The 13,487-nt window shown below is 49.9% G+C and carries 9 protein-coding genes and 1 other RNA gene; 5 read left to right on the top strand and 5 right to left on the bottom strand.

The window, feature by feature from the left end; all coding sequences use genetic code 11:
• Position 1: 1 nt before the first annotated feature.
• Together fsa and ffs are read right to left on the bottom strand one after the other, a co-directional pair.
• Positions 2-661 carry a fructose-6-phosphate aldolase gene (fsa, locus tag EJV45_RS02880; RefSeq protein ID WP_129714139.1) on the bottom strand — a complete coding sequence of 220 codons (660 nt, stop codon included), beginning with the start codon at positions 659-661 and terminating at the stop codon, positions 2-4.
• A gap of 85 nt (positions 662-746) precedes the next feature.
• Positions 747-846: signal recognition particle sRNA small type (ffs, locus tag EJV45_RS02875), an RNA gene on the bottom strand.
• Between the two features lie 377 nt (positions 847-1,223).
• Here ffs and gltB point away from each other — a divergent pair.
• The 5 genes from gltB to EJV45_RS02850 all read left to right on the top strand — a co-directional run bounded on the left by gltB (position 1,224) and on the right by EJV45_RS02850 (position 11,102).
• A complete protein-coding gene (gene gltB / locus EJV45_RS02870) occupies positions 1,224-5,726 on the top strand; it encodes a glutamate synthase large subunit (RefSeq protein WP_370291135.1) in 4,503 nt (1,500 codons plus the stop codon).
• 2 nt (positions 5,727-5,728) lie between these two features.
• Complete coding sequence (locus EJV45_RS02865) at positions 5,729-7,198, top strand: glutamate synthase subunit beta (RefSeq protein ID WP_129714138.1); 1,470 nt, start codon at positions 5,729-5,731, stop codon at positions 7,196-7,198.
• A 157-nt stretch (positions 7,199-7,355) separates the two neighbouring features.
• Positions 7,356-7,982 carry a (2Fe-2S)-binding protein gene (locus EJV45_RS02860; protein WP_129714137.1) on the top strand — a complete coding sequence of 209 codons (627 nt, stop codon included), beginning with the start codon at positions 7,356-7,358 and terminating at the stop codon, positions 7,980-7,982.
• Positions 7,979-8,962 (top strand): xanthine dehydrogenase family protein subunit M, encoded by a 984-nt coding sequence (locus EJV45_RS02855; RefSeq protein WP_129714136.1) that lies wholly within the window; start codon positions 7,979-7,981, stop codon positions 8,960-8,962. The genes EJV45_RS02860 and EJV45_RS02855 overlap by 4 nt, the downstream gene beginning before the upstream one ends.
• Before the next feature lies 1 nt (position 8,963).
• Positions 8,964-11,102: a xanthine dehydrogenase family protein molybdopterin-binding subunit gene (locus EJV45_RS02850; protein ID WP_129714135.1), complete on the top strand. Its 2,139-nt coding sequence runs from the start codon at positions 8,964-8,966 to the stop codon at positions 11,100-11,102.
• 11 nt (positions 11,103-11,113) lie between these two features.
• On the opposite strand, the gene EJV45_RS02845 is transcribed toward EJV45_RS02850, so the two are convergent.
• From EJV45_RS02845 to EJV45_RS02835, 3 genes are read right to left on the bottom strand one after another with little or no spacing between them, the layout of a single operon-like run.
• Positions 11,114-11,764: a YdeI family protein gene (locus tag EJV45_RS02845; RefSeq protein ID WP_129714134.1), complete on the bottom strand. Its 651-nt coding sequence runs from the start codon at positions 11,762-11,764 to the stop codon at positions 11,114-11,116.
• Positions 11,754-12,296 (bottom strand): RNA methyltransferase, encoded by a 543-nt coding sequence (locus EJV45_RS02840; RefSeq protein ID WP_129714133.1) that lies wholly within the window; start codon positions 12,294-12,296, stop codon positions 11,754-11,756. The genes EJV45_RS02845 and EJV45_RS02840 overlap by 11 nt, the downstream gene beginning before the upstream one ends.
• Positions 12,289-13,455 carry a galactokinase gene (locus EJV45_RS02835; RefSeq protein ID WP_129714132.1) on the bottom strand — a complete coding sequence of 389 codons (1,167 nt, stop codon included), beginning with the start codon at positions 13,453-13,455 and terminating at the stop codon, positions 12,289-12,291. The genes EJV45_RS02840 and EJV45_RS02835 overlap by 8 nt, the downstream gene beginning before the upstream one ends.
• Positions 13,456-13,487 lie beyond the last annotated feature (32 nt).

Genomic DNA, 13,487 nt, shown 5'->3' with positions numbered 1-13,487 from the left:
TTTATTTTTTTGCTGCCTTTTCGTGATCGGCCAGGAACTGCGCCAGACCGGTATCGGTTAGCGGGTGTTTCAGCAGGCCGAGGATAGGCGCCAACGGACTTGTGATCACATCAGCACCCAGTTTGGCGCAATTTACAATATGTAAAGGGCTGCGGATTGATGCGGCAAGGATTTGCGTTTCGTAGCCGAAATTATCAAATATGGTTCTGATGTCTTCAATCAGTTGCAGACCATCATGCGAAATATCGTCAAGGCGACCAAGGAACGGAGAAACATAACTTGCACCGGCCTTTGCAGCCAGTAAAGCCTGACCAGGCGAGAAGATCAGTGTACAGTTTGTACGGATTCCTTTACCGCTAAGGTATTTAATGGCTTTAACGCCATCTTTGATCATCGGAACTTTTACAACAATCTTCGGATTTAATGCTGCTAGTTCTTCGCCTTCCTTGATGATTTCCTCATACGTAGTTGAGATCACCTCTGCACTAACATTGTCTTCGACAATTTCGCAGATTGCTTTATAATGATTGAGGACATTTTCTGTGCCGGTGATGCCTTCCTTGGCCATCAGGCTGGGGTTGGTGGTTACGCCGTCCAAAACGCCGAGGTCCTGTGCCTCCCTGATCTGATCAAGGTTGGCCGTGTCAATGAAAAATTTCATGTTAAAATATAAAGTGGTTTACGCCTTATCCTTCCGGCCTTGCACTTTCAACACCAGAACGGGTAAATGCAGAATAGATTAAAAAAAAGGGCAAGCACCTCTTATCGCACCGCTACAACCTTCTACCCTTGCTGTGTTCCCACCCTGGGGGAGTTCAAAGGGAGCTGGTCGTAAAAGACTTGCCCGGCGCAAATGTAGGAAAACCTTTTATTCTGCGAAAAATAATCTGTATATTAAGCTTTGAAGGCTGCTATATCATTGATACATAAGCGCATTATTTTTCACGTCTTTGATCTGTTTATATATGTCGGGCTAACCATCGGGCCGAGCCGGCCCTGCGCCCATTAAAAATTATTAGAATAAGGTTAAAAACAAGCATTTTTCTCAATTATCAATATTTCAATATTATCGCATAAAATTGGTCGATTTGCAAAAAAACGCCTGCCACGCTGATCATATAATCAAGTATTCGAAAAAATAATACTAAAGTTATAAAAAATCCATAATTTTTTTGTATCTTAGTGTTATCTATACACTAACTAACAATACAAACGAACGAGCAATGATGGAACCAAACCAAGGACTTTATGATGAACAGTTTGAGCACGACGCTTGTGGGATTGGCTTTATAGCACACGTGAAGGGCAGGAAGTCGCATCAGATCATTTCAGACGCGCTGACCATCCTGGAGAACCTTGACCACCGCGGTGCATGTGGGGCGGAGCCCAATACCGGAGACGGCGCCGGACTGATGATCCAGGTGCCGCACGAATTTCTTTATGACGAGTGTCTCAAAACCGGCTTCAGCCTGCCTGACTATGGCGACTACGGTGTCGGCATGCTGTTTTTACCAAAAAACGTCCGTGCACGTGAAGAGTGCCGCGAAGTTATCTACCGCGCCGCAGAGAAACTGGGATTCGAGGTAATCGGCTTCCGTAAAGTACCTGTCAACACCACCGATATCGGCGAGACAGCTTTATCTGTCGAGCCTGAAATCGAACAGCTTTTTGTTGCGCGGCCTTACCACATCGCGCAGGGCGCAGATTTTGAACGTAAGCTTTACGTATTTAAAAATTACCTCAATAAAACTATTTATAGTACGGTTGCAGGCGGGAAAGAATTTTATATCGCTTCCTTTTCGGCAAATACCATCGTATACAAAGGTCAGCTCACCTCGTTACAGGTACGTACATATTTTAGTGAATTGAATGATAAACGTGTGGTATCTGCCTTTGGCCTGGTACACTCGCGTTTTGCTACCAATACATTTCCTTCCTGGCGGCTGGCCCAGCCGTTCCGCTATATCGCACATAACGGCGAGATCAACACCCTGCAGGGAAATCTGAACTGGTTCCGCGCCAGGGTTAAATCTTTTGCTTCGCCATACTTTACCAAGGAGGAGCTTGATATCCTGCTTCCGGTGATTGACGAAAGCCAGTCTGATTCGGGCTGTCTGGATAACGTAGTTGAACTGCTGTTACATACAGGTCGCAGCCTGCCGCATGTGCTCATGATGCTTATTCCAGAAGCGTGGGACGGCAATGAGGATATGGATCCGCTTAAAAAAGCCTTTTACAAGTTTCATGCTTCGCTGATGGAACCATGGGACGGGCCGGCAGCGATCGCCTTTACAGACGGCAAACTGATCGGCGCTACGTTAGACCGCAACGGCTTACGTCCGTCACGTTATGCCATTACTGATGATGACCGCGTGATCCTGGCTTCTGAAGCGGGTGCTGTGGCAATTGATCAAAGCACAGTGATTGAAAAAGGCCGGCTTACGCCCGGCAAGATGTTCGTTGTCGATATGGAGCAGGGCCGCATTATCAGCGACGAAGAAATCAAAAAGGAGATTTGCAGCCGCAGGCCTTACGGCGACTGGCTGAACCAGTACCAGATCCGTCTGGAAGAACTGGCTGATCCGCGTGTAAGTTTTACCGGGCTGTCTGAGGAGTCTATATTTAAATATCAGCAGGTTTTTGGCTACAGCAGGGAAGATATCGATCTTTTGCTTAAGCCGATGGCAACAGATGGCAAGGAGGCAATCGGCTCTATGGGAACGGATACGCCGCTAGCTATTCTTTCAAAGCAACCGCAACATCTCAGCTCGTATTTTAAGCAGCTGTTTGCGCAGGTAACCAATCCGCCGATCGACCCGATCCGCGAACGCGTGGTCATGAGCCTTGCCGGGTTTATGGGTAATGCGGGTAACCTGCTTGATGAGAATCCGATGCAATGCCACTGTGTAGGAATTAAACAGCCGGTTCTGACCAATCTTGAGCTGGAGAAACTGCGCAGTATTGATACCGGTGTTTTCCAATCGAAAACCTTGCAGATGTATTTTCGCGCAAATGACAAACCGGGATCACTTGCCAGGGCACTTGACCGGCTTTGTCGCTACGCCGTAGATGCCGTAGAAGACGGTTTCCAGGTTATCGTGCTTTCAGACCGCGCTATCGATTCTGAACACGCTGCCATTCCTTCGTTGCTGGCCGTATCGGCGGTGCACCATCACCTGATTCGCAAGGGCTATCGCGGTGCTGTGGGGATCGTGGTTGAAGCTGGAGATGTATGGGAAGTACATCATTTCGCCACCCTGCTTGGTTTCGGCGCAACGGCCATTAACCCTTACCTGGCGCTCGAAACGATTTCCTGCATGGAAAAAGAAACGGGAATCAAGAAAGAGAAACTCGTTCAAAATTATATCAAAGCTGTAGATGATGGCCTGTTGAAGATCTTCTCAAAAATGGGAATCTCAACCCTGCAGTCATACCATGGGGCGCAAATATTTGAGGTTCTCGGGCTTAACAAACAGGTAGTAAACACATACTTCACAGGCGCAGTGTCACGGATTGGTGGCCTCGGACTCGATGAAATCGCACTCGAGACCCTGATCAAACACCGCCGTTCCTTTAATTCCTCGTCTACGCATGAAGATATCCTGCCGGCGGGCGGTACATATAAATGGCGTCGTCGCGGTGAGAAACACCTCTTTAATCCGCAGACCATTCACATGCTTCAGAATGCCACCAGGCGGAACGATTACCAGACCTACAAACAGTACTCGAAGCTCGTGAACGAGCAAACCGAGCAGGCATATACCATCCGTGGTTTATTTGAATTTAATTACAGCCGCACACCTGTGCCCCTGGAAGAGGTAGAACCGATCGAGAACATTTTCAAGCGTTTCGCCACCGGCGCCATGTCTTTCGGCTCTATTTCTCATGAAGCGCACTCTACGCTGGCCATAGCCATGAACCGCATTGGTGGTAAAAGTAATACCGGCGAAGGTGGCGAGGACGAGATCCGTTATGAGAATCTGCCGAACGGCGATTCGATGCGTTCTGCGATCAAGCAGATCGCGTCTGCACGTTTCGGCGTGACCAGTTATTACCTGACAAATGCAGATGAACTGCAAATAAAGATGGCTCAGGGCGCTAAGCCCGGAGAAGGCGGACAATTGCCGGGGCATAAGGTCGATGACTGGATTGCCAAGGTACGTCACAGCACGCCTGGTGTGGGTCTGATCTCACCGCCGCCGCATCATGACATTTATTCAATCGAGGATCTGGCGCAGCTGATCTACGATCTTAAAAATGCGAACCGGGCAGCGCGTATCAATGTTAAACTGGTTTCAAAAGCGGGTGTAGGTACAATTGCAGCAGGGGTGGCCAAAGCGCATGCTGACGTGATCCTTGTTTCAGGATACGATGGCGGAACCGGTGCCTCGCCGCTGACTTCTATCCAGCACGCCGGTCTGCCGTGGGAACTCGGCCTCGCCGAAGCACACCAGACGCTGGTACGCAACCGGTTGAGAAGCCGCGTGGTCCTGCAAACCGACGGACAACTCAAAACGGGACGGGACATTGCTATCGCAGCATTGTTAGGTGCAGAAGAATGGGGTGTAGCCACCGCGGCTCTTGTTACCGCAGGCTGTATCATGATGCGTAAATGCCACTTAAATACCTGTCCGGTAGGCGTAGCCACGCAAGATCCTGAACTCAGAAAGCTGTTTACAGGGCAGGCAGACCATGTTGTTAACCTGTTTTACTTCCTCGCTATGGAATTGCGTGAGATCATGGCTGAGCTCGGTTTCCGCACAGTGAATGAAATGATCGGTCAATCGGACCTTTTGATGATGCGTACCATTCCTGATGCAGACTGGAAACTAAAATATGTAGACCTGAGCGGCATTCTGCACAAAGCGGAAGATAATGGACTGAGCCTGTATAATACAGAAGTACAGGATCATGGGCTAGAGCAGGTGCTTGACCGCAGACTCATCGAAGCTGCCCAGCCGGCCATTCTGAACAACGAGCCGGTATTTGCAAACTTCGATGTAATCAACACCGACCGGGCTGTGGGCACCATGTTATCGAATGAAATTTCAAAGGTTCATAAAAGTGCCGGGCTGCCGCATGACACCATCAACTTTAAGTTCGTTGGTTCGGCAGGACAGAGCTTCGGCGCTTTTGCCACCAAGGGACTTACGCTGCACCTGGAAGGCGAAGCCAATGACTACGTTGGTAAGGGGCTTTCAGGAGCGCGACTGGCCATCTATCCATTCGCCAATGTGAAATATGTTCCTGAGCAGAACATCATTATCGGCAACGTCGCGATGTATGGCGCCACTTCCGGTGAACTGTTTATTCGTGGAAAGGCCGGCGAGCGCTTCGCCGTGCGCAACTCTGGCGCAACTGCCGTTGTAGAAGGCGTTGGCGACCATGGCTGCGAGTACATGACGGGAGGCGAAGTACTTGTGCTTGGCAGTACCGGAAGTAATTTCGCCGCCGGTATGAGCGGAGGTGTAGCCTGGATCTACGATACCGATGGCACATTTGCCAGAAAGTGTAACAAGGAAATGGTCGATCTCGACCCGCTTTCATCAGAAGATGAGGAAAGGATTATTGACCTGCTCAAGAAACATATCAAGCTGACAGGCAGTAAGGTTGCAGACTTCATTTTAAATGACTGGAAAGCTCAGCACAATCAGTTTATCAAGGTATTCCCGAAAGAATACAAAGCAGTATTAAACAAACGTAAAACACAGGAAGTGATCAAATAGCCATGGGAAAAGTTACAGGATTTTTAGAATACGACAGGAAGTCTCCTGAAAAGGAATCTCCCCAGACGCGCCTGGGTCACTATAATGAGTTTGTGGCACCGCTAGGCGAGGAGCAATTAAATAAACAGGCCGCACGCTGCATGGACTGCGGCGTTCCGTTCTGCCAGTCTGGCTGCCCGCTCGGTAATGTCATACCAGAATTTAACGACGCGGTGTACAAAGCAAACTGGTACCAGGCTACCGAAATCTTGCTGAGCACCAATAATTTTCCGGAATTTACGGGCCGCATCTGTCCGGCACCATGCGAATCTGCATGTGTGCTCGGTATTAATAAACCGCCGGTTTCTATAGAAGAAATTGAGAAACATATCATTGAGATTGCCTATCAGAAAGGTTACATCAAACCCAATCCGCCTTTAATCAGGACCGGTAAAAAGGTTGCTGTTATCGGATCAGGCCCGGCCGGCCTTGCGGCTGCCGCCCAGTTGAACAAGGTGGGTCATGAGGTTACCATTTTTGAACGTGATGACGCCGCCGGCGGATTACTTCGTTATGGCATCCCTGACTTCAAACTGCAGAAAGACGTGGTGCAGAGAAGGGTTCAGCTCATGCAGGATGAAGGCATTATCTTCAGGTTCAACGCAAACGTTGGAACCGATGTAGAGATCGGAACACTGCTGCGCGACTACCACGCGCTCGTTCTGGCCGGCGGTTCAACTGTTCCGCGCGATTTACCCGCTCCGGGCCGCAAGGGCGCCGGCGTTCATTTCGCAATGGAGTTTCTGAAACAACAAAATAAACGTGTTGCAGGCATTGGCTTTGCAGAAGACGAGATCTCTGCTGCAGGTAAAGATGTCATTGTAATCGGCGGCGGTGACACCGGATCTGACTGTATCGGAACCTCCAATCGCCACGGTGCGAGGTCGGTTACGCAGTTTGAGATCATGCCTTTACCGCCTGAGATGCGTACGGATCATATGCCATGGCCAACATACCCGATGCTTTTGAAAGTCACTTCATCACACGAAGAAGGCTGTGAGCGCGGCTGGTCTGTCAATACCAAAGAGTTTGTACGTGATGAAAATAATAATCTGGTCGCCTTACGTGTTGTAGATGTAGAATGGGAGATCGATGCGATCGGCAGACCGGTATCTTTCAAAGAGGTTGCCGGAACTGAACGCGAACTGCCATGTCAGCTGGCACTGCTTGCTATGGGCTTTTTGCATCCGCAGCATGAGGGTATGGTCGAGAAACTCGGCGTCGAACTGGATAACCGGGGTAACGTGAAGGCTACTGAAGGTATTTACCAGACCAATATGGCAAAAGTATTTACCGCAGGTGATATGAGAAGAGGCCAGTCGCTCGTTGTCTGGGCAATCTCTGAAGGGCGCGAAGCGGCCAGAAAAGTTGATGAGTATCTGAACGGGGGTGTTACGAAATTACCGTCTAAAGATGCCATCGCTTATGCATAGTGAGCACCTAAAATTAAACACCATACTGGTCCCCTCATGGGGACCTTTTTTGTTTCAGCTGGAATCATTCTAAATTTTAGGAACAGCTGGTTTTAAGCTGCCTATTGCCGAACTTAGGGCATGGTTTTTTATAACCTCATACCATCTGATTCGCTTTATGGCAAACAACGATAAAAAATCAGGCGCAACATCGTCGGGGCGACGCAGTTTCCTCAGAGACAGCACGCTGATCACGGTACTTAGTCTGACCCCGGGCGCAGTGCTTAAAGCGGCCGAGGGAAAGGCCGATGAACGCGTCGCCGAGCTCTTTGAAAAGATCCCGCTTCAACTTAAAGTAAACGGGCAGTCGCACCAGCTGTCTGTAGAGCCCCGCGTGACCCTGCTGGACATGCTGCGTGAGCAGCTGAAGCTGACCGGAACCAAGAAGGGCTGCGACCATGGCCAGTGCGGCGCTTGTACCGTCCATGTGGATGGTCAGCGGATCAACTCCTGTCTGAGCCTGGCGGTTATGAACGACGGCAAAGAGGTGACAACGATCGAAGGCCTGGCCAATAATGGTACACTGCACCCTATGCAGGCTGCATTTATAAAACATGATGGTTTTCAATGCGGTTATTGTACACCCGGGCAGATCATGTCGGCAATCGCATGTGTACGGGAGGGGCATGCCGGTAGCCGCGATGACATACGCGAGTATATGAGCGGAAATATCTGCAGGTGTGGTGCTTATCCCCATATCGTCGATGCAATTGAGGAGGTTCAGAAGAAAGGAGAAAACATATGATCAACTTTCAATACCTCCGGGCCGCAAGTGCTGAAAAAGCGCTTTCCCTGCTTGCAAAGGATAAACAAGCCCGGTTCATTGCCGGGGGGACAAACCTTGTCGACCTGATGAAAAAGGGCGTGATGAGCCCGGAAAAACTGATCGATATCAACCGGCTGCCACAGCGCGAGATCTTTCTTCGAAATGACGTGATCCACATCGGCGCACTGGCCACCAACGCTGCAGTTGCCGATCACCCGCTTGTCAATGAAAAACTGCCGCTTCTGGCTATGGCCCTTAAAAAGGGTGCATCAGCACAGTTGCGCAATATGGCAACCGTGGGGGGCAATATGATGCAGCGTACACGCTGCGGTTATTTCTATGATATCGCCATGCCATGCAACAAACGCAGTCCGGGCAGCGGCTGTGCGGCCCGCGAAGGTTATAACCGCATGCATGCTATTTTCGGACAATCGGAAAACTGCATAGCGGTACATCCAAGCGACATGTGCGTGGCACTTGCAGCACTGGATGCTGTAGTCGTAATTGGCCAGACCAAAGGTGAAAGGAGAATCGCTTTTGCTGACTTTCACCGGTTGCCCGGAAACACGCCCGAGCTGGACAACAATCTGAAGAGCAACGAAATAATCCTGGGACTTGAAGTTCCTCTGAATGGATTTGGCCACCGGGTTCAGTATCTGAAAGTGCGCGACCGGACATCATATGCTTTTGCGCTCGTCTCGGTAGCAGCGGCCCTCGATATGGATGCCGGCAAGGTGAGAAAGGTACGCCTTGCCATGGGCGGCGTAGCGCATAAACCATGGCGGCTAACCGAGACTGAAACATTTCTGCAGGGGCGCGAACTCACAGATGACCTGATCCGTGAAGCTGCCAGCCGGTCGGTTTTAAATGCAAGAGCATACAAACACAATAATTTTAAAGTTAGAATGGCAGCCGAAAGTATTATTCAGGCGCTGACAGACGCCCGCCAACAAAGTTAATATGATTGATCAATTGAGTTTTCCGGATGATACCGACCGGGTAGACGGAGTCGCAAAGGTAACCGGCAAAGCGCGTTATTTCGCCGAATTTGACCTTCCCGGGTTAAGTTATGCCGTTCTTGTGACCAGCACCATTACCAGGGGCCGGATAACACGGATCAATACGCGAAGCGCCGGGAATGCGCCCGGCGTACTTGCCGTTGTTTCGCACGTGAACAGGCCGGAAACGCCGGGTTACGAAGCCGAAAATGCACCTGCCATGCGCATCTTTTATACAGATCAGGTGTTTTTTAACGGCCAGCCCGTTGCAATGGTGGTTGCAGATACATTTGAACGCGCAACTTATGCCGCATCACTCGTGGAGGTTAGTTACGAAAAAGAAGCTTTTAACACCGATTTCGAACATAGCCTTGATAAGATAAAAAAACCAAAAAATCCGGCCCAAGGTCAATACAGACGCGGAGTGGAAGATGCCTATAAGACAGCCCCGGTAAAGGTCGAAGCAACGTACACGTTACCAATCGAAACACACAACCCGATGGAGTTGCATGGAATCGTTGCTTTCTGGAACGCCGCAGATAAACTGACCGTTTATGCCAAAACACAAGGTGTGAAGTCTACGCAGTCATCCCTGGCGAGAACGTTCGGCTTGCCGCCTGAAAATGTCCAGGTTTATTCTGAATATGTTGGCGGCGGTTTCGGTATGGGCCTGCGTACCTGGCCTCTTGAGATCGCTTCTGTCATGGCGGCAAAACTTACGGGCAAGCCTGTAAAACTGGTGCTTACACGCGACCAGATGTTCACCATGGTAGGCAACAGGCCCGCAGCGTGGCAGCAGATTGGGCTTGGCGCCTCAGAAAACGGAAAACTCGTCGGCATTACGCATCATTCGCTCGCGCAATCGTCCGTGTACGAAGATTTTATGGAAAATATTACCGGCATGTCGAAGTTCATGTATGGCTGCCCCAACGTGAACACCACTTCAGCCATCGTTCCGCTCGATATGAGTGTGCCGATCTGGATGCGTGGTCCGGGAGAGGCGACGGGGGCCTTTGCGCTTGAGAGTGCCGTTGATGAGCTAGCGTTTAAACTGAATATGGATCCGCTGGATTTCCGGATACTGAATGACCCGGATACGGACATGGAAAAAAACCGACCGTTTTCTGATAAAAATGTAAAGGAGGCCTACCGGCGCGGAGCAGAGGCAATAGGCTGGAAGAACAGGAGCCAGCAACCCGCAAAACTTAGTCAGGGCGACTGGCTGCTCGGCTACGGTGTAAGTACCGGCGTCTTTGGTGCCTTCCGGCGGTCAGCGACTGTTAAAGCCGTGTTTAGTTCAGACGGGACCCTGGTCCTGCAAAGTGCGGCAAGCGATATCGGACCGGGTACGGGAACCGGGATGGTGCGCATTGCCTCGGGTGTGACCGGGATTCCCGCAGAGAAGATAACCTTCGAGCTTGGTGATTCATCGCTTCCGCCTGCGCCAAGCCAGGGCGGATCGGCCACGCTTTCAACAGTTGGCGCAGCCGTAAACGATGTCTGCGTGCAACTGATCAGTAACCTGAAGGAACTTGCGGTCAATTCCGGACTCAAGGCCGATGCGGCATTCACCGACATACTTAAAAAAAATAACCTGCCGTTTGTAGAGGTGACGAAAGAATCAAAAGGCGGTGCCGAACAGGGGAAATACTCGATGTACTCGTTCTCGATCCATTTTGTACAGGTCAAAGTGCACAAACGAACGGGCGTGGTCAAAGTGAACAAGATTGTCTCAGTTGGCGATGCGGGAAAAATTGTGAGCCCGAAAACCGCGCGCAGCCAGATGGTAGGAGGCGCGGTGGGCGGTCTGGGTATGGCATTGACTGAAGAAGCAATTATTGACCATAGGTATGGCCGTTATGTGAATAACAACTTTGGAGACTACCACGTTCCGGTGAACGCCGATATTCCCGATATTGATGTGATCTTTATTGACAAGCCAGATCCGCATATCAACCCTATGGGTGCCAAAGGAATGGGCGAGATCGCCCTGATCGGATTTTCGGCAGCGGTAGCAAATGCGGTATTCAACGCGACTGGCAAAAGAATACGCTCATTACCAATAACGCCGGATAAGGTATTGGAACAACCGCAGGTTTGAGGAACAACTGCTTATTTTTCCATCGGATTTTTCTTGCCTGCGCTCAGTTTGTCGATCGTTTTCTGAAGACGCGCAGCCCTGGTTGTTTGTTGCCGGGCGCTGAGCAGCCAGATCACGTATTCTTTTCTGTTTGTATACGATAGCGTATAAAATAAATCGGCAGCGGCGGGATTTTCGGCAAAAGCATATTCCAGATCGTCAGGCAGGCTAACCGTTTTATTCACCGGGTCTATGAATTCGCCGTAAGCGTTCTGCACAATTTCAGCATTACCGAGTCCCGAACGTTTGATGGATTGTGCGAATTTAAGACGGATCCCCGTCCAGACCGCATCAAGACTGACCGAGGCGCATGGAGCCAGCCCAAAGCGGTCCAGGTCATGCCACGTGTTCATCGACAGATCGGTTGGTATACCGGAATCTTTTTTTGGATAGGCCGCCCAGAAAACAGTCTCAGGTTTTAACACAGGCATCAGCTTTTCTATTCCTGTAGTCAGTGCCTGCTGATTCTTTGCAAACAGCAAAACCCCATCAGGCGCCGGATTTGTCTGCGCTACAACTACATCGCCCAGTTCTTTCACCACGGCGCTATCGGCATCAGCCTGGGAAACAAGTAAACGCTGTCCGGGTTTCAGCGTGAGTTTTTTAAGCAATTTATTTTCCATAGTTCAGGCGTAACTTTGCGCAAAAATCCCACAAAACAATTCCTGCCGAAATGACCACATTGAAAGAGTGTTTTGTTCCAAATTGTGGAATTTCAATGCAATGGTCTATCAGGGCCATTGCCTCTTCACTTACTCCATCCACCTCATTTCCGAGTATCAGTGCATATTTCTGGTCCTGAGCAGGGAAAAAATTATGCAGCATCGTGCTTCCTTCTGCCTGCTCAAGAGCAATGATGATGTATCCTGAATCGCGCAGCTCTTTTATAGCATCTGCAGTGTCCTGCACGTAAATCCATTCAACAGAATCTGTAGCACCTAGGGCCGTTTTCTCGATCTCGCGATGCGGAGGCCTGCCCGTTATGCCGCATAAAATGACCCGTTCAATCGAAAAACCATCTGCAGTTCTGAAAACGGAGCCTACGTTATGAAGGCTCCGCACATGATCAAGTATCACTACAACCGGCAGTTTTTCCTGTTCCTGGTAGGCTTCGAGGTCCGGCCGGTTTAGTTCATCAAGTTTAAGTTTACGCATCGACTGCAGCAAGCTGATGTGACCCTTCTCCGATTTCACTGATGTATACATCCGGTTTATAGCCGATCTCGCTGGTATAGGCTGCAGTGAGTTTTTCGGTGAAATCATCTTCCTGACCTTTCTGAAGAAGGGCAATCGCACAACCCCCAAATCCCGCACCAGTCATCCTGGCACCGGTTACGCCGGGATAAGTACTGCAAAAGGCTACAATAGCATCAAGCTCTGCACCGCTAACCTCATATAATTCCCTGAGCGATTCATGTGAGGCATACATCAGTTTACCGAACGTGTTAAGGTCGCCGTCATTCAGCGCCCTGGCAGCCTGATGCACACGGTCGTTTTCCTTCACCACATGTGTAGCCCTTTTCAGAATGACCTCATCCTTGATCAGGTGGCTGTGCAGCGCGAATTTTTCTGCATTTAGTTCACATAAATTATGAATAGTGATTTCCTGCTGCAAGGCCTCAACTGCTTGCTGGCACTCAGCCACACGTTCATTGTATTTTGACTCTGCCAGCTCCCGCGGTTTATTTGTGTTGATGATGGCCAGAACGTGTTCTCCGATATTGCAGTCGACCATTTTGTGCTTAAGCGTATCGCAGTTGAGCAGAATGGCCTTGTCACGCTGGCCGAAAGCAACGGCGAACTGGTCCATAATTCCGCAGTTTACACCAATAAATTTGTTTTCAACACGCTGTGCAAGCTGGACAAGTTCAAGCCTGGTATAACCCAGATCAAAGTGTTCGTTCAGGGCGTAAGCCGTCGCCACTTCGATGGATGCAGAAGATGACAGGCCTGAGCCGATTGGCACATTCCCGAAGAAGAGCATATCCAGCCCGCCCGGTTTCTTGCCGTCTGCAATCATTTCATGAAACACACCCAGCGGATAATTAAACCATTCCTTACCGGTTTTACTAAGTTCCTCGGTCAGATCGAAGGTGGCCGTTTCCGGAAAGTTAATGCTGCTGAAACGGACTTTATTATCTGCGTTCGGAGCAAGTAGGACCCAGGTTCCTAAAGTAATAGCCGCCGGCATAACCAGGCCACCATTGTAGTCAATGTGTTCACCGATCAGGTTGACCCGGCCGGGCGTAAAATAGGTTTCGGTGTTTTCCCTTCCGTATGTCTTAAAAAAGTCCGCTTGTAATTGCTGCTCCATTAATAAAAGTTTAGTTGTTCTTTTTGGTTTAG

Source organism: Pedobacter sp. SYP-B3415 (assembly GCF_004138205.1).
In the GTDB taxonomy this organism is placed as follows: domain Bacteria; phylum Bacteroidota; class Bacteroidia; order Sphingobacteriales; family Sphingobacteriaceae; genus Pedobacter.
The sequence above is the reverse complement of the archived record's forward strand: the minus strand, read 5'-3'. Positions and strand labels throughout refer to the sequence as shown.

What these genes read in the sequence shown, in the direction of transcription:
- fsa (WP_129714139.1), bottom strand. Translation starts at nt 661, where the DNA reads ATGAAATTTTTCATTGACACGGCCAACCTTGATCAGATCAGGGAGGCA.
- gltB (WP_370291135.1), top strand. Translation starts at nt 1,224, where the DNA reads ATGATGGAACCAAACCAAGGACTTTATGATGAACAGTTTGAGCACGAC.
- EJV45_RS02865 (WP_129714138.1), top strand. Translation starts at nt 5,729, where the DNA reads ATGGGAAAAGTTACAGGATTTTTAGAATACGACAGGAAGTCTCCTGAA.
- EJV45_RS02860 (WP_129714137.1), top strand. Translation starts at nt 7,356, where the DNA reads ATGGCAAACAACGATAAAAAATCAGGCGCAACATCGTCGGGGCGACGC.
- EJV45_RS02855 (WP_129714136.1), top strand. Translation starts at nt 7,979, where the DNA reads ATGATCAACTTTCAATACCTCCGGGCCGCAAGTGCTGAAAAAGCGCTT.
- EJV45_RS02850 (WP_129714135.1), top strand. Translation starts at nt 8,964, where the DNA reads ATGATTGATCAATTGAGTTTTCCGGATGATACCGACCGGGTAGACGGA.
- EJV45_RS02845 (WP_129714134.1), bottom strand. Translation starts at nt 11,764, where the DNA reads ATGGAAAATAAATTGCTTAAAAAACTCACGCTGAAACCCGGACAGCGT.
- EJV45_RS02840 (WP_129714133.1), bottom strand. Translation starts at nt 12,296, where the DNA reads ATGCGTAAACTTAAACTTGATGAACTAAACCGGCCGGACCTCGAAGCC.
- EJV45_RS02835 (WP_129714132.1), bottom strand. Translation starts at nt 13,455, where the DNA reads ATGGAGCAGCAATTACAAGCGGACTTTTTTAAGACATACGGAAGGGAA.